The sequence below is a fragment of the Lactococcus allomyrinae genome (assembly GCF_003627095.1).
GTDB classification, from domain to species: domain Bacteria; phylum Bacillota; class Bacilli; order Lactobacillales; family Streptococcaceae; genus Lactococcus; species Lactococcus allomyrinae.
On record NZ_CP032627.1, the window covers coordinates 626,728 to 647,758 of the forward strand.

General features: G+C 37.2%; 22 protein-coding genes. 14 read left to right on the forward strand and 8 right to left on the reverse strand.

The features are described 5' to 3' along the window. Positions 1–2 precede the first annotated feature (2 nt). Both D7I46_RS03070 and D7I46_RS03075 read right to left on the reverse strand, forming a co-directional pair. Positions 3–377, reverse strand: coding sequence for a hypothetical protein (locus D7I46_RS03070; RefSeq protein WP_120771541.1), 375 nt, complete (start codon positions 375–377; stop codon positions 3–5). Positions 378–385: 8 nt separating this feature from the next. Next, positions 386–1,600, reverse strand: a complete 1,215-nt coding sequence (locus tag D7I46_RS03075; RefSeq protein ID WP_120771542.1) for an SPFH domain-containing protein — start codon at positions 1,598–1,600, stop codon at positions 386–388. 378 nt (positions 1,601–1,978) lie between these two features. Between D7I46_RS03075 and D7I46_RS03080 the strand changes: the two genes are divergently transcribed. From D7I46_RS03080 to D7I46_RS03130, 11 genes are all read left to right on the forward strand, one after another. Then, positions 1,979–3,121 (forward strand): CPBP family intramembrane glutamic endopeptidase, encoded by a 1,143-nt coding sequence (locus D7I46_RS03080; RefSeq protein ID WP_120771543.1) that lies wholly within the window; start codon positions 1,979–1,981, stop codon positions 3,119–3,121. 380 nt (positions 3,122–3,501) lie between these two features. Beyond that, positions 3,502–4,290, forward strand: coding sequence for a dihydroorotate dehydrogenase electron transfer subunit (locus tag D7I46_RS03085; protein WP_120771544.1), 789 nt, complete (start codon positions 3,502–3,504; stop codon positions 4,288–4,290). Beyond that, the gene (locus tag D7I46_RS03090; protein ID WP_120771545.1) at positions 4,287–4,754 is read left to right on the forward strand and encodes a GNAT family N-acetyltransferase; all 468 of its coding nucleotides are present in this window, start codon (positions 4,287–4,289) and stop codon (positions 4,752–4,754) included. Before D7I46_RS03085 ends, D7I46_RS03090 begins: the two co-directional genes overlap by 4 nt. Further along, positions 4,747–5,679: a dihydroorotate dehydrogenase gene (locus D7I46_RS03095; protein WP_120771546.1), complete on the forward strand. Its 933-nt coding sequence runs from the start codon at positions 4,747–4,749 to the stop codon at positions 5,677–5,679. The genes D7I46_RS03090 and D7I46_RS03095 overlap by 8 nt, the downstream gene beginning before the upstream one ends. Before the next feature lie 110 nt (positions 5,680–5,789). Beyond that, the gene (locus D7I46_RS03100) at positions 5,790–6,296 is read left to right on the forward strand and encodes a GNAT family N-acetyltransferase (RefSeq protein ID WP_120771547.1); all 507 of its coding nucleotides are present in this window, start codon (positions 5,790–5,792) and stop codon (positions 6,294–6,296) included. Further along, positions 6,293–6,943: an HAD family hydrolase gene (locus tag D7I46_RS03105; protein WP_120771548.1), complete on the forward strand. Its 651-nt coding sequence runs from the start codon at positions 6,293–6,295 to the stop codon at positions 6,941–6,943. Before D7I46_RS03100 ends, D7I46_RS03105 begins: the two co-directional genes overlap by 4 nt. Before the next feature lie 41 nt (positions 6,944–6,984). Continuing rightward, on the forward strand, positions 6,985–7,566 hold the full coding sequence (locus D7I46_RS03110) for a hypothetical protein (protein WP_120771549.1): 582 nt from the start codon (positions 6,985–6,987) through the stop codon (positions 7,564–7,566). After that, positions 7,550–8,266, forward strand: coding sequence for an orotidine-5'-phosphate decarboxylase (pyrF, locus tag D7I46_RS03115; RefSeq protein WP_120771550.1), 717 nt, complete (start codon positions 7,550–7,552; stop codon positions 8,264–8,266). Before D7I46_RS03110 ends, pyrF begins: the two co-directional genes overlap by 17 nt. Positions 8,267–8,488: 222 nt before the next feature. After that, complete coding sequence (gene serC, locus D7I46_RS03120; protein ID WP_120771551.1) at positions 8,489–9,577, forward strand: 3-phosphoserine/phosphohydroxythreonine transaminase; 1,089 nt, start codon at positions 8,489–8,491, stop codon at positions 9,575–9,577. A gap of 86 nt (positions 9,578–9,663) precedes the next feature. Then, positions 9,664–10,857, forward strand: a complete 1,194-nt coding sequence (locus tag D7I46_RS03125; protein WP_120771552.1) for a 3-phosphoglycerate dehydrogenase family protein — start codon at positions 9,664–9,666, stop codon at positions 10,855–10,857. Beyond that, positions 10,845–12,068 carry a DUF1015 domain-containing protein gene (locus D7I46_RS03130; protein WP_120771553.1) on the forward strand — a complete coding sequence of 408 codons (1,224 nt, stop codon included), beginning with the start codon at positions 10,845–10,847 and terminating at the stop codon, positions 12,066–12,068. The genes D7I46_RS03125 and D7I46_RS03130 overlap by 13 nt, the downstream gene beginning before the upstream one ends. A 394-nt stretch (positions 12,069–12,462) precedes the next feature. Here the strand turns inward: D7I46_RS03130 and rsmG are convergent, their stop codons facing one another. From rsmG to D7I46_RS03160, 6 genes are all read right to left on the reverse strand, one after another. Continuing rightward, entirely contained in the window at positions 12,463–13,176 is a 714-nt protein-coding gene (gene rsmG / locus D7I46_RS03135; RefSeq protein WP_120771554.1) for a 16S rRNA (guanine(527)-N(7))-methyltransferase RsmG, read from the reverse strand. Then, positions 13,173–14,132: a polyprenyl synthetase family protein gene (locus tag D7I46_RS03140; protein ID WP_120771555.1), complete on the reverse strand. Its 960-nt coding sequence runs from the start codon at positions 14,130–14,132 to the stop codon at positions 13,173–13,175. Before D7I46_RS03140 ends, rsmG begins: the two co-directional genes overlap by 4 nt. Further along, entirely contained in the window at positions 14,123–14,653 is a 531-nt protein-coding gene (locus D7I46_RS03145; RefSeq protein WP_120771556.1) for a Gx transporter family protein, read from the reverse strand. The genes D7I46_RS03140 and D7I46_RS03145 overlap by 10 nt, the downstream gene beginning before the upstream one ends. After that, the gene (locus D7I46_RS03150) at positions 14,650–15,057 is read right to left on the reverse strand and encodes a NusG domain II-containing protein (protein ID WP_120771557.1); all 408 of its coding nucleotides are present in this window, start codon (positions 15,055–15,057) and stop codon (positions 14,650–14,652) included. The genes D7I46_RS03145 and D7I46_RS03150 overlap by 4 nt, the downstream gene beginning before the upstream one ends. 76 nt (positions 15,058–15,133) lie before the next feature. Beyond that, a complete protein-coding gene (gene galU, locus D7I46_RS03155; protein WP_120771558.1) occupies positions 15,134–16,072 on the reverse strand; it encodes a UTP--glucose-1-phosphate uridylyltransferase GalU in 939 nt (312 codons plus the stop codon). Between the two features lie 70 nt (positions 16,073–16,142). Then, positions 16,143–17,162, reverse strand: a complete 1,020-nt coding sequence (locus D7I46_RS03160; protein ID WP_120771559.1) for an NAD(P)H-dependent glycerol-3-phosphate dehydrogenase — start codon at positions 17,160–17,162, stop codon at positions 16,143–16,145. A gap of 367 nt (positions 17,163–17,529) precedes the next feature. On the opposite strand from D7I46_RS03160, the gene D7I46_RS03165 reads away from it, so the two are divergent. The 3 genes from D7I46_RS03165 to nagA all read left to right on the forward strand — a co-directional run bounded on the left by D7I46_RS03165 (position 17,530) and on the right by nagA (position 20,877). Then, on the forward strand, positions 17,530–18,153 hold the full coding sequence (locus tag D7I46_RS03165; RefSeq protein WP_120771560.1) for a 5-bromo-4-chloroindolyl phosphate hydrolysis family protein: 624 nt from the start codon (positions 17,530–17,532) through the stop codon (positions 18,151–18,153). Positions 18,154–18,326: 173 nt separating this feature from the next. Then, positions 18,327–19,496 carry a toxic anion resistance protein gene (locus D7I46_RS03170; protein ID WP_120771561.1) on the forward strand — a complete coding sequence of 390 codons (1,170 nt, stop codon included), beginning with the start codon at positions 18,327–18,329 and terminating at the stop codon, positions 19,494–19,496. A gap of 235 nt (positions 19,497–19,731) precedes the next feature. Further along, on the forward strand, positions 19,732–20,877 hold the full coding sequence (nagA, locus tag D7I46_RS03175) for an N-acetylglucosamine-6-phosphate deacetylase (RefSeq protein ID WP_120771562.1): 1,146 nt from the start codon (positions 19,732–19,734) through the stop codon (positions 20,875–20,877). Positions 20,878–21,031: the final 154 nt, after the last annotated feature.

A 21,031-nucleotide genomic window follows, 5' to 3' on the forward strand; every position in this document is an offset into this window, starting at 1 on the left:
TTTTAATAATCTGCCCAGTCATTGCTAGGGTCGTCATCTTCTAAAACACCGAGAGTTCGAAAGTGTTCTTGTTCTTTTTTTCCCAAGAAACTGGCGATGAAGAGCAAAAGGGCACCAGGAAAATCAAGTAAAGAAAGAATAGCAACAATTCGCATTAAGATACGCCCAGTTTTTATTGTTTTTGCACCTTTTCTTTTCATTAACTCGCGAGAAAACCAGCCGAAAACTAGCACAATACTAAACCATAATAAATAACCAATCATATCTGACAGATACTGATGTTCATAAATTTGACTGATGGCACCAATCCAAAGGAAACCAAAAATTACAGAGTTAAAAATATTACCAATCAGACTCAAAATTAGAGAGGCTTTCATAAAAGACCTCACAAAGCCCTTGCAACAAAAGGTTTCCCACATTCAGGACAGAACTTAGGGACACCATTTGCTAAATTGACAACAGCCCCACATTCGTTACAAGCCATTTTGATATCAGAAGCTGCGACGGGTTCAGGCTTACCATGCCCACAGTTGGAGCAGAATTTTCCAGTATTCTTAGTCGAACATTCAGGACAAGTCCAAGTTCCAGCAGATTCTTTTTGTACTTGTTGTTGTGTCATTTGTGCTTGATTTGTACTAGAAAAACCAGCTAGATTTTGTCCTCCCATATTCATGCCCATGAAAGCATTCATTGCACCACCTTGATTGCTGCCAGCAGCTTCAAGACCACGTGCCACTGCACCTTGCACATAGCCTTCACGCACACTAGGATCACCTAACATTGCGCCTTGGTTGCGCATATTGATAAGTTTTTGACTATCGTCTGTATAGGAAATGCTGGCGACGGCTACAGAGACGATTTCCATGCCACGCAGTTTTGTCCAATCTTCATCTAAGGCATCAGCCATATATTTTGACAATTCCATTGACTTAGAAGTCAAAAATGAAACGCGTTCTCCTTGTGCAGAATATTGATTAATTGAGGTGTTCAATGCAGTCAAGAATTCAGCTAAATACTGCTCATTGATGTCATTAATTTCTACACGGTCAGCATTTTTAGGGATCGCATTCGCATAAAAAGCCAATGGGTCTGTGATTTTGATTGAATAAGTCCCATGTGTTCGCAAAAACAACTCTGCATTGTAAAAATTATCAAAGTATTGCAAAGGTGTTGCTGTGCCAAACTTGATACCTTTAATCTCTTGTAAATTAATAAAGAAAACTTTCTGAGCTTGTGGAGTGACACCACCAAACTTGAAACGGAAGAAGCTTTCTTGAACAGAGGCACGCAAATCACCATTAAACATACTTGGTGCAGTGTCATTTTTAACAGTGTAATAGCCAGGTTCGGCAGTATAGTCAATAATTTTTCCACCGTCAACAAGAAGCATCATCATATTTTCATAGACGTGTACGACTGAACCATCCGTTATAACATCGCTTGTTCCTTTGCGGTTTGAACCGCGTTTATCATCTTTTCTAACTTTAACGCCATTTGTAAAAACAGTTTGTCCAGACATTTCATTTGGCTCAATCACTTCGAGCCATTGGTCAGAAAGTGCTCCACCAATACTGCTTGTTGCTGCTTTGATAATTCCCATAATCGTTCCTTCCAAAATAGAATATTTTTATCATTCAATAAACTTATTATCCGTTTTCATTATAACAAATTTCCTGTTTAAAACCCATATTATATCCATATTTTTTAAAAAATCGGTCCAAAGTCTGAAAAAATTGTGGCTTGAATTTTTAAAAGTAAAAGTTTAGAATTATCCATAGTACACAAGAGGTGAGGGGATTTTTAATACTGTTTAATTTTCAAACGTACCAATTGAAAATTTTACGCGAATCATCTCTTGCGCTTAATGCTGCTTTTCAAGGCTATGAATGAGAAAAGTATCGCCTTTTCCTTCCAAGCGTCACAAGACAATATTATCTATAGTGGAATCGCTAGATGAACTAATATAAGGAGAATCTATATGAAGAAAATAATAAGTATCTTAGTTGTAGAGATTCTTTATCTTACAGCTTTCCATTTTATCATTGATTTTTTACAGCTTGGAGAGATGATAAAACATTTTGGAGCTTATAGTATAACTGCTCAGATTTTTCTGGAAGAAATTCCAATTATTGTGCTCATGCTTTTCCTTAATCATTTTATTTGGAAACAAAAGATCATTTTCAAAAAATATCCTTTAGGAAAAGGACTAGGCGTTTCTTTTTATACGATTTTAATGTTTTGTGTAGCGATTGGTGCAGGAATATACCGTCAAGTTGGACTAGGCATTTTTATTGCTTTATTTGTAGGAGCAATCTTTATTGGGCTTGCAGAGGAATTTGTCTTTCGCGGTCTTATTTTGGGACACTTGATTTCCAAAGGAAAATCACTCCTATTTTCGATGACGGTGTCTTCTATTCTCTTTGCTTGCTTGCATTTGGTCAACATCTTTCATCAACCACTTTTAAACACTTTTTTACAGGTGCTTTATGTTTTTCCTTTAGGAATGTTCTTGGCGGCGATTTATATCAAAACAAATAATCTGATGTTTGCAATCTTTCTTCATGCTATGCAAGATTTTGCGGCATTAGTTTTTACGGGTGGAGTGAGTTCGCAAGTGACCTCATTGAGCGCTGTCTTGATGGATTATGCTTTGTATTTAACCCTTGCTTTAATTATTTTATATGCGGATAGTCAGCAAATCGCTAACTTCAAGGCATTTTTAAAAAATATACCAGCTCAACTTGGAGACAGAAGCTTGCCAGCTTTGGCTAAAAATAAAATACTCCGCTCAGTTTTACTTGTTGTGGCGCTGATTTTTGGGATTATTACGAATTTTTGGTATGTCTTCGCCATTACTTCTAACGTACAACGTACCTTGGCAGCAGGCAAAAATCATGCGGTCGCTACACAGGGAAACCAAGTATTAGGATTTACTTTGCTTTTAAGTATCCTATTTTATCTCGTTGTGATGACCTTCTTTGATTATAGAAAAAGTAATTTCTGTTGGTTGCTTATTCCAGTGGTGGGTGGTCCAGTTTTTGTTATTATTGCATTGACAAAAAGTGTTCGTCCAAAATTTGACCAAAAAGTCAAACGAGGAAATCATCAAATGATTCGATAATCTTTGACGAAACTGATAAATTTCGTTATAATAATTTAAAACCTTTAAATGAGTCCAGAGAGGCTTACAAGGATACAGAAAATAGAATGTGAAGTGCTGACAATGTTTGATATAGTTCTGTCAGTGCTGACAGTTTTTAGTACACTTGTAGTCTGAGCTGCGAGTGTTTTTTGTATTATACTCGTTCGCCTTCAATTCTACGAAGTGCGATAGCATGGAGATAGAATTGTTAGATGAGCTGCAGATATTGTGCAAACTTTAACTTCTAAACGATACGTTTAAAAGTTAAACAGTATTAGTTCCACCGCTCAGCGAGATTTTGGACAAGCTTTGTGTGACTGACAACTTTTGTCAGCATACTGACAGAAATGGAGAAAGAAATGCCGAAATTACAAGAAATGATGACAGTGGTCAGTCAGCGTGAAGTTGCACGAGATATTTTCGAAATGGTGCTGACAGGTGAAATAGTTGCTGACATGGAAGTGCCAGGACAATTCTTGCATATCAAAGTACCCAATGATGCAATGCTTCTCAGACGACCAATTTCCATTTCAAGTTGGGATTCTGAAACTAATACTTGCACGATTTTATACAGAGCTGGGGATGAAGTGACAGGAACTAGACTTTTGTCAGTACTGACAGCAGGACAAAAGATTGATGTTATGGGACCTCTTGGACATGGTTTTCCGATTGACGAAGTCAAAAAAGGAGAACGTGTTTTGATTGTTGGTGGTGGTATCGGCGTTCCACCATTATATGAGTTGGCTAAACGCTTGAGTAAAGTGAGTTGTAAAATTACAGTATTACTTGGTTTCGCCAGTAAAGAAGTCAAAATCTTAGAGCAGGAATTTCGTGAGTTATCAAATGTTGAGCTCAAAGTTGCAACTGATGATGGAAGTTATGGAACACAAGGTCATGTGGGACTTTTAATGAATGATTTAGACTTTGAACCTGACGCTGTTTATACTTGCGGTGCTGCTCCGATGCTCAAAGCGGTTGCTCAAAAATATGATACACTTGAACGACTTTATATCTCCATGGAAAGTCGGATGGCGTGCGGGATTGGTGCTTGTTATGCCTGCGTTGAACATGATAAAAATGATGAGTCAAAAGCATTGAAGGTATGTGAAGACGGTCCAGTTTTTACTGGAAATGAGGTTCTTTTATGAAAATCAGTTTACGGCAAGTCAACGGAGAAAATTATCAGGTCTTGATAGATTTGAAGGTTTCAGAGGAGCAGCAAAACTTCGTTGCACCAAATTGGAAAAGTCTATTGCAGGCAGCCTATGAGCCTGAGTTGAATCTGCTTGCAATTTATAAAGATGAAACAGCCGTTGGATTGTTACTGTATGATTTTGATGAGAAGATGGGTGGCTGGACATTGAGTCGATTGATGATTGACCATTCTTATCAACATCAAGGCATCGCAAGCCAAGCCCTTATGCAATTTTTAGCTTTTTTCAAAAAAGAATATCCAAGACAAGATATTTACACGAGTGCAGAATTAGACAATTCAGTTGCCCAAAACTTGTACGAGAAATTTGGATTTGAAAAACAAGAAACATTTTCATACGAAAATGATGGTATGACTTTTCACGAAGTAAAAATGGTCAAAGGAGGACAAAATGACTGAAAATAGATTATCGATAAAACTTCCAGGACTTGATTTGAAAAACCCGATTATTCCAGCTTCAGGCTGTTTCGGTTTTGGAGAAGAATATGCCAGATATTTTGACCTTAATCAACTTGGGTCAATCATGGTCAAGGCAACGACTTTGACGGCACGCTTTGGTAATCCGACGCCGCGTGTTGCAGAAACGGCGAGTGGTATGCTCAACGCAATTGGTTTGCAAAATCCAGGACTTGAAGAAGTTTTAGCTCATAAGCTTTCATGGCTCAATGAACATTTTAAGAAGCTTCCTATTATCGCGAATGTAGCGGGTTCAGAGGAAGCTGACTATGTAGCGGTGTGTGCTAGAATTGGTGAAGCACCTAATGTCAAAGCAATTGAATTAAATATTTCTTGTCCAAATGTTAAGCACGGAGGACAAGCTTTTGGAACCGACCCAGAGGTAGCGGCAAGCCTTGTTCGCGCGTGTAAAGCAGTAACAAACTTGCCTATTTATCCAAAACTTTCGCCCAATGTGACTGATATTGTGCCTATTGCAAAGGCGGTTGAAGCTGCTGGTGCAGATGGTATCACAATGATTAATACTTTGATGGGAGTTCGTTTTGATTTAAAGACTAGAAAACCTATCCTTGCTAATGTCACAGGAGGACTTTCTGGTCCTGCGATAAAACCTGTTGCTCTCAAGTTGATTCATCAAGTATCACAAGCAGTTGATATTCCGATTATTGGTATGGGTGGAGTAGCAACAGCTCAAGATGTCCTTGAAATGTACCTTGCTGGGGCGTCAGCAGTGGCAGTAGGTACAGCAAATTTTGCCAATCCAACGGTCTGCCCTGAGATTATTGAAAATCTTCCCGAGTTGATGGATAGATATGGCATTGACACATTGGAAGGATTGATTGAAGAGGTAAAATCAGGCAAAAAGTAATACAGAACGGTTCCAACTTTCAGAGTTTGTCCTGAGAGCAACTGTTTATTGCTTTTCTATAGTGAATCAGTTATAATAAAATCCAATTTATCAATTGTAAGGGAGAAGGTATGCTTAGATGCCGAGAAATTGGAGAAAATGATGTAAAATATCTCTGGGAACTTTATACAGATGAGTCATCAATGCGGTATTTTGGAAGAGATTTAGCGAAGAATAAGTTAGAGATTATAAGTTTGATTCATCATTATATTGAAGGTGCTAAAAACTATGAAATGATTCGTTATCTTATGTTTGATTGTGAAAAATTTATTGGATTTATAACAATCAAGCGCTATGATTCGCGTTACCATCGAGCTGAGGTTGATTATATCGTGGCGCCAGCTGTCAGAAGACAGGGTTATGGAGGGGCGATGTTACAACTTTTCTTAAAAAAAGTTTTTGCAGAATGGGAGTTGGCGCGCGTGACAGCTTATGTCAATCCAGAAAATATTCCTTCACAAAAATTGCTAGAAAAAACTAATTTTCACCGTGAAGGACTGCTCAGAGATTGGGATGGAGAAGGTGAAAGTCGTTATATTTATGGTTTCACAGCCAAAGATTTAAGGAAACTAAAATGACTTATTCAACAATTTTATTTGATTTAGATGGAACGCTCTCTAATCCAGCACGGGGCATTGTCAACGCTTTGGTTTATGCGCTGCAAAAGTCTTCCGCACCTGAGATTAATCAAGAAGATTTACTCAAATTTATCGGACCTCCTCTTGCCGAATCTTTCAAAACTTTTTGTGGGTTTAATGATGAGCAAACTGAGCAGGCAATTATTAACTATCGGGAGTATTTCAGTAAAAATGGCTTGTTTGAAAATCAGCTTTATGTAGGGATTTCAGAACTTTTGCACACTTTGAAAGAAAGTGGCAAGCAACTCGGTGTTGCAACATCAAAACCTGAATTTTATGCCAAGCAGATTATTGATTATTTTTCTATTTCCGAGTACTTTGATTTTATCGCTGGTGCGACAATGGATGGAAGTCGGAGCAAAAAGAGTGATGTAATTGCCTATGCGATAGAAACTCATTGTATTACAAAGGAAAATACTGTGATGGTTGGCGACCGTGCCTTTGATGTCATTGGTGCAAAAGAAAATGGCTTAAACTCAATCGGTGTTCTCTATGGCTTTGGAAATCAAAAAGAACTTGAAGAAGCAGGTGCTACTTGGCTTGTCGACGATATCAAAAGTTTGGAAGATAAACTGATGGGAAATTGATAGGTTAAGAGAAAAAACAAAATTTGAAAGGATGAGTAAAATTGACCAAAAAAAGATTTAATTCAGAAATGTTTTATACAGGTTTTCCTGTGTTTATTACTCTTGTGAAAATAGACACAGAACAAATCCTTGCGACGACTTATAGCTCGTCTTATATGCTGGATAACTGGCTTGTCATAGGAGCAGGTGCTGACGGAAATACAGCTTCACATCTAAAAGTTGGAACAAAATTGTCAGTAAATTATTTGGATGCTGAAAATGGGATTTTAGCTGATATTGCAGGTCTTGTCAGTAGTCGCACAAGGCTGTCAGTACTGACAGAAATGGGAGCAGAATTGACAGAGATTGATGAGATTCCGATCCTGGAAAATGGTTCAGTATCAATTATTGGGCAGATTGAAAAAGTTGTTTCGATGGATGGAATTAATCATCTTTTTATAAAAATCACTGACAGATTTATTGATAAAAGGCTCCTTACTGACGGGAAAATTGATTGGGGAAATATGAGTGCGCTTGAATACTTTGGTGCTCAAACGGAACGATTTTACAAAGCTGTAAGTAGTGACAAAAAGAAAAAAGGACAATTTTTAAAAGAAAGTAGAAAACATGACACACGAAAATAGACCAGTTATTGCCTTAGACTTTCCAGAATTTGCGGATGTAAAAGATTTTTTGGAGCAATTCGACCCTTCAGAGAAACTTTATATTAAGTTAGGAATGGAGCTGTTTTATACTGCAGGTCCACAAGTTGTCTATTATGTGAAATCACTTGGACATCGTGTATTTTTAGATTTGAAATTGCACGATATTCCGAATACAGTGGAATCCTCAATGCGTGTTCTTGCGCGCTTGGGTGTAGATATGGTTAATGTTCATGCGGCTGGTGGTGTTGAAATGATGATTGCTGCAAGACGAGGTTTGGAGGCAGGTACACCGACCGGACGGAGAAAACCGAAACTTATTGCAGTGACTCAGCTGACCTCAACTTCTGAAGAAATCATGCACAATGACCAAAAAATCATGACAAGTCTGGAAGAATCTGTCATCAATTATGCTCAAAAAACAGCAGAAGCAGGACTTGATGGTGTGGTTTGTTCAGCACACGAAGTAGAAAAGATAAAAACAGCAACTCATGAAGATTTTATTTGCTTAACACCTGGTATTCGTCCAGCTGGAACAGCTTCAGGAGACCAAAAACGAGTAATGACACCAGCGCAAGCCCATCAGATTGGCGCAGATTATATCGTGGTCGGTCGTCCTATTACCCAAGCACAAAATCCTATTGAGGCTTACCACAATATTAAAGCAGAGTGGAATCAATAAGTTAAATTATGAACCAATCAATAAAAGTTAAAAATAAAATGGATAAGTGAACTTATCCATTTTTTATGGCTAGAAACATCATGGATATTAAAATAATCTGAAAATTATGCTACAATATATAAAAATTCTAATTTTCATACTGAGGATAAAGCTATCCATTTCTTCTGAAATATTAAATTTTTACAGTAGCTTAATGACCATTCCTCACAGCTTAAAGGAGAAATAATGATTTATAACTTTGCAGCAGGACCAGCCGTACTCCCACAAGAAGTGCTTAGAAAAGCGCAAAAAGAGTTTTTAAACTATGCGAACTCGGGAATGAGTGTGATGGAGTTGACACATCGGGGCAAGTTGTTTAGTGAAATTATTACGCACGCAGAAGAAACTTTGCGCGAGTTGATGAACATTCCTGACCATTACAAAATTTTATTTCTACAAGGAGGAGCATCTACACAATTTACAATGGTACCGCTAAATTTGGCACTTGAGAAAAAAGCTTATTATACAATATCGGGACTTTTCGGACAAAAAGCATACGAAGAAGCCGTTAAATTATCTAAAAAATTGGATTTGGAACCGATTATCCTTTCTGAGAGTAAAGGTGATCATTTTACCAAAATCGCACAGTTTGATAAATGTCAAGTTGACCCAGAAGCTGCGTACGTTCATTTGACAATGAATAATACCATTGAAGGGAGCAGTATATATGAACTCCCTGAAACTAATGGTGTGCCAATTGTTGGAGATATGAGTTCAAATATTCTTGCTGTAAAATATGATATTAATAAATTTGGACTAGTTTATGCTGGTGCTCAAAAAAATATTGGACCAGCAGGGGTAACCATTGTTATCGTGCGAGAAGACCTCTTACCTCATCAAGAAATGCTGTCTTCAATGCTGGATTATCAACTTTTAATCAAAAATCATTCGCTTTATAATACACCACCAACTTTTGGAATATACATGGCGGGGCTTGTCTTTGATTGGGTAAAATCGCTTGGTGGTGTTGATGAGATGGAGAAGTTAAATCGAGAAAAAGCAGTGTTACTTTATGATTATCTTGACAGCACTACTTTTTATCAAACACCAATCAAAAATAAAGCAGAACGTTCAATTTGTAATATTCCTTTTACGACTTCTGATGAATCGCTTGACCAACTCTTTGTCAAACAGGCTGATGAATCAGGCTTAAAGAACCTAAAAGGGCATCGTTCAGTAGGTGGGATGAGAGCAAGTATCTACAATGCTTTTCCAAGAGATGGTGTGGTTGAGTTGGTTAGGTTTATGAAAAAATTTGAAAAAGAACATTAAATCTGTTCCGAAACTCAGCAGTGAGCAGCAATGCCCATAACTCAAAGAGCGGAGATAGCAAGTTAAAATAAATTGGGAGAAAAGAAATGGTTTATAATATCAAAACAATTGGAAATAATATTGACCCTCTAGGTTTACAAGCATTTGGCGAAGGTTTTGTCATTGATGCTGTAAAAGAAGATGAAGCAGATGCCTTTGTTTGTCGTGCTCAGAACTTTCATGATTATCAGTTTGGAAAAAATCTTCTAGCGATTGGTCGTGCAGGAGCAGGTTTCAATAATATTCCAGTTGAGCAATGTGCTAGTGAAGGAATTGTTGTGTTCAATGCACCTGGCGGAAATGCTAATGCGGTAAAAGAGCAGGTACTTTGCATGATGATTTTTGGTTCTAGAAATCTCAAACCTGCAAATAAATGGTTGACCAGCCAAAAAGGAACCGATAGAGAAATTGATTTAGCCGTTGAAAAAGGGAAAAAAGCTTTTGCAGGGAGTGAAATCCGTGGGAAAACACTAGGTATTATTGGTTTGGGTAATATTGGCTCTCGTGTAGCAAATGATGCGGCGAATCTGGGAATGAAAGTTTTAGGTTATGACCCCTATATTTCTGTTGAGCGCGCGTGGGATATTTCTCATGATGTGAAACGGGTAACGAATCTTGATGATATTTTTGAGGAAGCAGACTATATCACGATTCATACACCATTGACCGAAGAAACAAAAGAAATGTACGGCTATGATAATTTTTCAAAGATGAAAAAAGGTGTGATTTTGATGAATTTTGCACGAGATGAGATTACTGATAAATCGGCTGTTCTTGATTATATTGCCAATGGGACGATTCAATTTTTTGCAACGGATTTTGGCTCAGAGCAATTTTATCATCAAGAACATATTTTTGTGAGCCCTCATTTGGGAGGTTCAACTCAGGAAGCGAGTTTGAATTGCACAAGGATGGCCGCGAGGTCAATTCAAGCTTATCTTCAAACAGGTGAAATCATTAATTCTGTGAATTTTCCAAATGTACGGCAAGAGCTAAAAGTTCCTTATCGGATTACATTGATTAATAAAAATGTTCCAAATGTAGTGGCACAAATTTCGGTGGCTGTTTCGGATAAAAATATTAATATCAGCAATATCATCAATCGTTCAAAAGGTGATTTTGCTTATACTTTGATTGACTTGGATGAACAAAATGAATCTAAAATTCAAGCTTTAGTTGAGCATTTTGAAAATAGCGAAAATATTGTGAGGGTAAGAGTGATTAAAAAATGGTCATTGTGAAGGCTTTTAAGGCGATTAGACCACGAGAGGATTTGGTTGAGAAAGTAGCGACTTTGCCTTACGATGTCCTATCTAGCAATGAAGCAAGGGTGCTCTCGGCTGATAATCCTTACTCTTATTTGCATATTGATAAAGCTGAGGTCGATTTGCCAGTGGATATTGATTCGCATAGTGAAGCGGTATATCAGCAGGCTGCGACTGCCTTAAAAGATTTTTTAGAGGCTGGCTGGTTGAAAAAAGAAGATGAAGATAGACTTTATTTGTATGAGTTAACGATGAATGGACGGACTCAAACGGGAATTGTTGGCTGTACTTCAATTTCAGATTATGAAAACGGCAAAATCAAACGTCATGAGTTGACTTTGCCTGAAAAAGAGCAAGATAGAATTAATCATTTTGAGGCAACAAACTGCAATACTAGTCCTATTTTCCTTGCTTATCATGAAAAATACGAAATTCAAGCTTTGGTTTCAGAATGGAAACAGAGTCATGAGCCGATTTATGATTTTACGAGTTTTTATGGCGTTGCACATCGCATTTATCTTGTTGATGATAACGATGTTGTGGAGCAGCTTGAGCAGTATTTTTCTCAAGTTTCTGCGCTATATATTGCAGACGGCCACCATCGGAGTGCGAGTGCATTCAGAGTAGGAGCAAAGCGTAGAGCTGCTGAAAATGATGATGAAAATGCGGAATATAACTATTTTTTATCTGTTATTTTTCCGGATAATGAATTAGAAATTTTGGATTATAATCGAGTGATTAAAACAGCTCTACCGCAAGATTTCTGGGAGAAAGTTGCTGAAAAATTTTATTTTGAAAAAATTGAACGTTCAATTCCACAGAAAACACATGAAATCCATGCATTTTCGAATCATCAATGGTTTAGGTTGACACCTAAAAATGAATTCATTCCAACGGATGAAGTGGAGGCTTTAGATGTAGCAATTTTGCAAAATGAAATCTTGGCACCATTGCTAGAAATAGATAACCCAAAGACAAATCCTAATATTAAATTTGTCGGTGGTATTCGTGGACTTTTAGCACTTGAAGACGAAGTAAATGCTGGAGCTGGAATCGCTTTTGCACTTTATCCTCCAACGATGGCAGATCTTCTCGCCGTTGCAGATGCAGGAAAAATTATGCCTCCAAAATCAACATGGTTTGAGCCAAAGCTTTTATCAGGACTATTTTTGCATGAATTAAGCTAATAAATTTTGTTGGAAAGTTAAAGTTGATTTGAAGTGATTATTTCATTGGTGGAGAATTTTTCTTCTCCACCAATGTTAGGTGATGTAACAACTAAGTGACTTGTACGCAAATAGTATGCTTAACATCAAAGAAATGAAGTTACATCTCCGCTTTGCTACGTTATCCATTCGCTCTAAGCGACTAAAAATTGCAAGGCGAAATGGTTCTGTCCCTGAAGTCTATCTCGTTAAGTTGTTAAAAGTAACAAGCACAAATCGCAAGTGTTAAAATATCGAGACCCTAGGGCAGTAAAACGAAGGCAGCACTTGCTAAGTTAAAACTTGATATACAGAAAACTCTGTCAGCGTGCTGACAGAGTTTTCTGTATATCATCATCACTTAAACTAACAGTGATTAAAGTGGTTTTTTAGCTGGCAATCCAGCTTTTCTAGGATATTTTTTCGGTGTTTCTTTTTTCTTTTCAATGATAGCAATATGCCGTTCATCACCATTTGGCAATTCATAAGCGATTTCTTTGATGAATTTACTTCCGAGGATGGCAATGGCATTTTTTGCCTCTGATAACTCTTCTGTGAATTGGCTGGCTTTCAGCGATAGAAGACGACCATCTTTCTTTAAAAATGGAATGGTGAATTCCGATAAGACCGAAAGTCTTGCCACAGCACGAGCCGTAACTAAGTCAAACTGTCCACGATAGTGCGGGTTTTGGCCAAAATCTTCCGCCCGTCCATGAAGTAGAGTTACCTCTTTAAGTCCTAGCTCATCTGTCAGTACTGACAGAAAATTGATCCGCTTTTGTAAGCTGTCAATGATCGTTACTTTTAATGACGGGAAAATTATTTTCATCGGTAAGCTAGGAAAACCAGCCCCAGCGCCAATATCAAGAAGAGTAGTCGCATCGTCAGCAATAACATCATACAAAATTGGAGCAATTGAATCATAAAAATGTTTTAAATAGACATCTGATTGCTCGGTAATTGCAGTCAGATTGATTTTCTCATTCCACTCAACAAGTAACTCAAAATAGCGTTGGAACTGCTCTTTTTGGTGTTCAGAAAGTATAATATTAAATTCTGTAAGTAGCGACAAAAATTCATCAGGGGTCATAAAGTCCGCTCCAAAAGTTTTCTAGTAATTTCTTTAATCATTTCTCTATTTTCGCTTTTTGGTAACTTTTCAATAAGTTCCAGAGCAGCAGTAGTATAAGATTTTGCAAGATTTTTTGTTTCAGCTAATGCTTGTGAGCTTTTGATAAATTCATCCACAGCTTCAAAATTTTCATCTCTAATCCAGACAGACACTTGATTAAAATCTTCACGCAAAGCAAAAAGGACAGGTGCAGAATAAATGCCTTGTCTGATGTCCTCAAGTACAGGTTTACCCAAAACACCACTTGTAGAAGCATAATCAAGATAATCATCCATAATCTGAAAGGCAATGCCGATGTTCATCCCAATCTTATAAGATAAACTAGAAAGACGATTCTTTTTGGCAATTAAAGGTGCGATAGAAGCAGACATAGCAAAGAGTTCGCCCGTTTTCCCAGAAATATTTTCGATGTAATCTTCAAGCGATTGTTCAAGGTCAAAATGTTTGTTTAACTGGCCTAATTCACCACCTAGTAATCGCTCAATTGAACCAAGATTTTTTGTCAAATTTGTTAATTCTAAAGAATACTCAGACATCAATTTAAAAACGGCAACAAAAAGATAGTCACCTGCATAAACGGCAACTTCAGAGCCATATTTTGCGGATATTGTCGCAACTCCTCGCCTAGTCGTCGCTTTATCAACAACATCATCATGAACCAAAGTTGCGGTGTGCAACATCTCCACGCTTGCTGCTAAGGCTAATTTCTCTTTCTCGTCTAACTCTGTAAAGTCAGCAAAAAGCAACAAATAAGCGGGACGAAGCATTTTACCTCCCGCATCAAAAATATCAAAAATCGCCGACTTAATCGACTCATTTTTGATTGAAATTTGACTTTTCATCAATTTCTGCACTTTTGAAAGTTGCTTTCCAAGTACTGGATAATCTTTCCAAATTGTGTTTTTTACGTCCATTGTTTACTTTCTTTGATAAATAATTCCTGTATTGGTTTGACTCGCGTAATTAATTGATTACCACCAATTCCTATTGCAAACCCAGCTAACATCCCAAAAAAAGCCAGCCAGGGTAAATATAGCATGACAGAGGCAGCCTTTGCTAGAAAAGCTGCGACGACAAGTTGACCAAAATTATGAAAAAAGCCGCCAACAACTGATATTCCAATTAATGAAACTAACTTGGGTCCAAATTGTTTCATGAGGTACATTGCAAGAAGAGATAATATTCCTCCAGCAAAAGAATAAAGAAACACAGAAAAGCCTGTGAACAGCGCAGTAATAAGTAAACGAAGAATCTCCATTACCCAAACTTTACGCCAATTCAAAGTGAAAATAGCAATAATCATCACTAAATTGGCAAGACCAATTTTGGCTCCAGGAGCAAATGCAAAAAAAGGTGGAAACATATTTTCGATGATTCCCATAACAACAGCGACAGCTGTCAATAGGGAAACGTAGACATATTCTTTAATATTCATGCTGTGTAATCCACCTGATTATCTTTTTTACCACTCATCACTTCAATGACAAGGTTGTGAGGAAGACAAACAGCAGTTTCTCCCACATTTGAAATCCAACCTCGATGAACAGCAATTTGGTCAGGAGAATTATCGGCCTTATCTCGAATTTTTCCATCAAGGACTTGGATTTTATTCCAATTACCATTTTTTGCCCGATAAGTCCAAGTTTGATTTTTTGTTAAATCAAAAGTTTTGATTACCTTTCCATTCACACGCACCTGTGCTTCAGCTCCAGCTTGGTGACTGGTTAGGAAAAAAAGAGTAGAAAAAGAAGCGATAAACAATACGAAAATAATGACAAAATCTAGAGGTTTAATCTTTATATTTTTAAAAAACAGTATCGTATTTTTAAGGAATTTCATTATTGAACTATTATAGCAAAATTGATGAAATTTTTCACGAAATCTGCAAAAAGAAAGCGCCTTGAGGGCAACTTTCTTATTTTTTATTGGTTAATGGAACCTTAGTATTTGATTGTTTAGTGAGTTCTTGAGCTTTAGCGATAATATAAGCTTTCAAATCTTCGCTAATTTGAGGGTGTTCAAGTCCATATTCAATAGTTGTTTCAACAAAACCAAACTTGTCTCCAACATCATAACGTTTTCCAGTAAATTCATGTGCAAAAACACGTTGAGTTTTGTTCAGGCGTTCGATGGCATCAGTTAATTGAATTTCGTTACCTGCACCTGGTGCTTGTGACTCTAATACATCAAAAATCTCAGGTGTTAAGAGATAGCGACCAATGATTGCTAAGTCAGAAGGTGCTTCTTCAACTTTTGGCTTTTCAACGAAATGATTGACATTATAAAGTCCTTTAGAGACTTCGCCATCAGGTGCAATAACACCATATTTATCAACATCTTCATGAGGGACTTTCATTACAGCAATAGTAGAAGCGTGAGTTTTTTCGTAATCGGAGATAAGCTCTTTAGTAAGTGGAGTACCTTCACCATTGATATTCATCAAATCATCCCCAAGCATGACAACAAAAGGTTCATTTCCGACAAAAGCCTTAGCTTGAAGTACAGCATGGCCTAAACCTTTTGGATGAGATTGACGGATAAAGTGAAGATTAATGTCTGTGGTTTCTTCAACGAGTTTTAATAATTCAGTTTTACCCTTTTCCAGTAAATTTTGCTCAAGTTCAAGATTGGAGTCAAAATGGTCTTCAATAGGACGCTTTGCCTTACCTGTAACAATCAAAATATCTTCAATGCCTGATTTTAAGGCTTCTTCAACAATAAATTGGATTGTGGGTTTGTCAACGATTGGAAGCATTTCTTTTGCCATTGCTTTTGTTGCAGGCAAGAAACGAGTACCTAAACCTGCCGCAGGAATAACAGCCTTACGGACTTTTCTAGCTTTAGTTTGATTCATAAGATATAGAAGCTCCTTTTTTGTAAACAGTTACAAATATAACATATTTTATTTGTATTCACAAGATATGTCAATTGGTGAATTCATTTTCTGCTCGTGTTTCTCGGCGCATAATGTCAAGAATACCAACTTTAGCATCAAGTCCTTCATATAAAACTTTATAAATAGTTTCAGTGATTGGCATATCAATATTAAGTTGTTGTGCTAATTCATAAGCGGCTTTTGTTGTTGAAACACCTTCAATAATCATACCCATATTGCGCTCAACATCTTCAAGCTTTTCTCCACGACCAAGTGCATCTCCAGCGCGCCAATTTCGCGAGTGAACGGAAGTTCCTGTGACGATGAGATCGCCAACCCCAGAAAGTCCACTATAAGTTAAAGGTTCAGCACCCATTGCTACACCGAGACGTGTAATCTCGGTAAGCCCGCGTGTGATGATTGCGGCTTTTGCATTATCTCCAAATCCAAGACCGTGAAGAGCACCAGCACCAACGGCAATGATATTTTTAAGCGCACCCGCTGTTTCCACTCCAACCACATCAGTATTGGTATAAAGGCGGAAGTAGTCATTACTAAAAATATTTTGTGCATATTTTGCTTCGTCATGATTTTTTGAAGCAGCAGAGATTAAAGTAATGTCCCGAACGATTGTTTCTTCGGCATGAGAAGGTCCAGATACAACTACAATTTCTCCACGATATTCAGCAGGGATTTCTTCTTCAAGAATACTTGAAATACGGGCATGTGTTCCTTGCTCAAGACCTTTTGATGCGTGAAGAATATGGACTTTATGCTTTAAAACTTCGGCAAGTTGCTTGGCAACAAGGCGAGTAACTTTTGTAGGAACAACAAAAAGAATAGCATCAACTCCATCAATAGCTTCACTTAAATTTGTAAATGCCTTGATTTTTTTATCTAAAATGACCTCTTTAAAATAACGTTGATTTGTATGTTGTTCATTAATTTCCGTAATTTGCTCTGGATTATTTCCCCAGATACGTACTTCATGACCATTATCATTTAGGACTTGTGAAAGGGCAGTACCCCATGACCCTGGGCCTAGGACCGCGATTTTTTGTGGTTTCATATGAATGAGCCTCTCTCATAAGATGTGAAATAGCCGATTTTATTTACTATCACTTGTTTAGTATAAAAAAACAGACGCTTTCATGTATTTCTATTTCCCTTTCATTTTATCATAAGCAAGATTAAAAATCAGCCCTAAGTATGATTTCACTATCCAAAAATGTGATAAAATATAGATATAGCCTGATAGGGCTAGTTTGAAGTGAATACTTCATTTTTTTAGAAAGATGTTAGTACTAACGAAAACAGAGCTGAGTGCTGTTTGTTTTACCACCATAGATGGAAAAATTAGTAGGCACTTGCTAAAATAAAAATGAATTTGAAATTAGAAACTTGTGAGAACAGGACGCAAGCAGGAGGAAAAAAATATGCCAGTCAGTTTGTTTATGAATCATCAAGGAATGATGGCGGGTGGTGGACATTGGGGAGTTGTGAACATGATTTTTGGTTTGATTCTCTTTTTCTTGATTGTAAAAATGATTATTGGTATTGGCTTTATGCGCAAAAATCGTCGTGAGGAACGTGGAGGTTATAAGGATAAATCAATGAGTTTGAAAGAAAATATGGAACGTTACCATGAAGCAGGACTTTCTGATAGCGATATCAAGATTTTACGTGAAAATTTGGCTGAAGCAAAAGCAAATATTGAAACTTGGGAAACACATCAAAAGAAAGATGATGATTTACAAGTTGTTGAGTCTGTAACAGGTGGGCTTGACTCAAGTAAACAAACTTTCAGATATATTGTGCAAAATCCTCAAGAGCTGACAAAGCAAAATGAGTTTCTATACAAAAACTTACCAAATATGGTCAAACTGACAGAAAAATTCATTGAGATGAAAAAGCAATCTGTAAGAACTGATGATATTAAACGTGATTTGGATGAAACGTTATTACTGATTAAAACTTTGTCAGGAGCAATTTCAAAAAATTATCATGAAATTCTTATGGATGATGTTAATGTGATTAAACATCAAGTGAATTTTGACTGATAGCACAACCGATGCGTGTGATTACTGTAAGTATTTATCAGCGAATAAAAGAGTTGTCAGCATAGCTGATAAGTCTGTCAGTATACTGACAGAAATAAATTATTAAAAAATTCCTGTCATTTTTGGCAGGAATCGTTTATAATTAAGAAAAATAGATAAAGGACAAAAAATTCATGGAGAATCCGATTTTAGATGATTTACTAAATAATGATAAGGTCATCAAAGATGCCGAGCAACTTGATGAACAGCAAAAGTCAGAAATTGTAGAGATGCATAAAAGCGCTTCCTTAGCGGCTGTTGACGCACTTTCACCTGAGGAGTTGGAAAAAGCAAAAGAACTTTCAAAACAGCTTGACGAAAATAGCGCACAGTCTGTCATTGCTTATGGAGCAAATGCGCAAGATAAAATTTCGGCTTTTTCGCAAAGTGTTTTAAATAAAGTACAAGCTCAAGACCTCGGAGAAGTGGGGATATCGCTGACAGACCTGATGTTTAACTTACAGCAAGCTAATCCTAATGAGTTAGTCGCGGAGAACAAAGGTTTGTTCACTAAGATGTTTGGAAAAGTTAAAAAATCAATTTTTGAGGTGACTCAAAAGTATCAAAAAATCGGGGCGGGAATTGATAAGATTTCAGCAAAATTGAACAATGAACAACAGGGATTATTGCAAGATAATGAAACTTTGGACAAACTTTATGATGAAAATTTGAATTATTTTAAAGCGCTCAATGTTTTTATCGCAGGAGCGGAATTAAAAGTTCAGGAGTTGGATAATGAAACGTTGCCTAAGGCTCGCCTTGAAGCGCAGCAATCAACAGATAATGCTCTCGTTGTCCAAAAAGTGAATGATTTGGAATCTTACAAAAATCGTTTGGAAAAACGTGCTCATGATTTACGTCTTGCTCGCCAGTTGACAATTCAACAAGCGCCTCAGATTAGACTGATTCAAAATACCAATCAAGAATTGGCAGAAAAGATTCAAACGTCAATCAATACAGCCATTCCGCTTTGGAAAAATCAAGTTGCGATTGCATTGACCTTGCTGAAGCAAAAAGATGCGTTGACGAGCCAGCGGATTGTTTCTGAGACGACAAATGATTTGCTCAAGAAAAATTCGGAGATGCTCAAAAATTCAACGATTGAAGCAGCTATTGAGAATGAACGTGGGTTAGTTGATATTGAAACATTGAAATTAACTCAACAAAATTTAGTAGATACGATTCAAGAAACCATGCGTATCCAAGCTGATGGTCGTCAAAAACGTCAACAAGGTGAGATTGAAATGGCAAAAATGGAAGAAGAAATCAAAACAAAGCTTCTACAACTTTCTAATAAGCAATGACAAAAAGTCTGTCAGTATACTGACAGACTTTTTCAGTATGAAAGTAACTTCTGTCAGTTTAATTGGTATATACTTCTTATTGACAGAAGGTAAAAATCGTGATAAAATAAACTGAAAAAGAGCAAATTATTCAGAATGCAAGAAACTTGAGAAAAGTTAAAATTAGAATCTGCAAAATTTTTTAGCACTCTAATTTTAATCCTGCATTGCTCATGTGTTAAACTAGGAGGATTTTATGACTTATTACATCAAAGCTGACCAATTTTTCTATCCTTATGAAATTAAAAAAGGTGGTTTTCTTGAAATTGTTGATGGAAAATTTGGTGACTGGACAGAAGAAATACCAACTTCCGCTGAAATTTTGGATTATTCTGGAAAATCTATTGCACCAGGACTTGTAGAAACACATATTCACGGATTTGGTGGGGCTGATGCACAAGATGCCGAAATTGAGGGAATCATGGGCACCATGTCTGAAGGGCTATTATCGGCTGGAGTTACTTCATTTCTACCTAGTCCATTGACAGATAATCATGAGGGATTAAAAGAAGTCTGTAGCGTTGTTGGCGAGCATTACCAAGAAGCGCGTGGGGCCAAAGTACGCGGTATTTTCTTTGAAGGACCATTTTTCACAGAAGAACACAAAGGAGCGCAAAATCCTAAATATATGCGTGATGCGAAAATGTGGGAACTTGAAGATTGGCAAAATGCAGCACATGGGATGTTAAAAAAAGTCGGACTGGCACCTGAGCGTGAAGGTTCAGAGGAGTTTATCAGAAAAGCTACAGAATCAGGTGTAACCATTGCCCTTGGTCACTCCAATGCGACTTATAAACAAGCTGTAGCAGGAGTTCAAGCAGGTGCAACGATGTGGATTCATACATTCAATGGGATGTCAGGAATGACTCATCAAGAACCAGGGATGGTGGGGGCGATTCTAAACACGCCAAATACTTATGCTGAGCTTATTTGTGATGGTCATCATGTTCGCCCTGAAGCAGCAGAAATTGTGATGAAGATGAAGGGGGCTGACCATGTTGTTTTAATTACAGACTCGATGCGTGCAGCAGGACTACCAGATGGACCATATATGCTTGGTGAATACGAAGTTGAAGTACGTGATGGCGCAGCATGGCTTCCAACAGGTCGTCCCGCAGCTTCTATTTTAACATTGAAAACAGCTGTAAAAAATGTTGTTGATTGGGGGATTGCAACTCCTGCCCAAGCGATTATGATGGCATCTTTAACTCCAGCTAAGTCAGTTAATATTGACGATGTTTGTGGCCAAATTAAAACGGGCTTGGACGCAGATTTCATTGTCCTTGATAGCGAAATGAACCTTGTTGCGACTTATCTTGATGGTCAAAAGAGATTCGGTTAAGAACAAGTAATACTAATAAAAGTCGAATATCGTTATGATATTCGGCTTTTGAATTTAGCCCATCAAAGTAAAATCAATATTTAAAACTATAGACAAAATGGAAGCAGTCGATAAGTTAAAAAAATGATTTATACTCGTGTATTTAAGACATAAA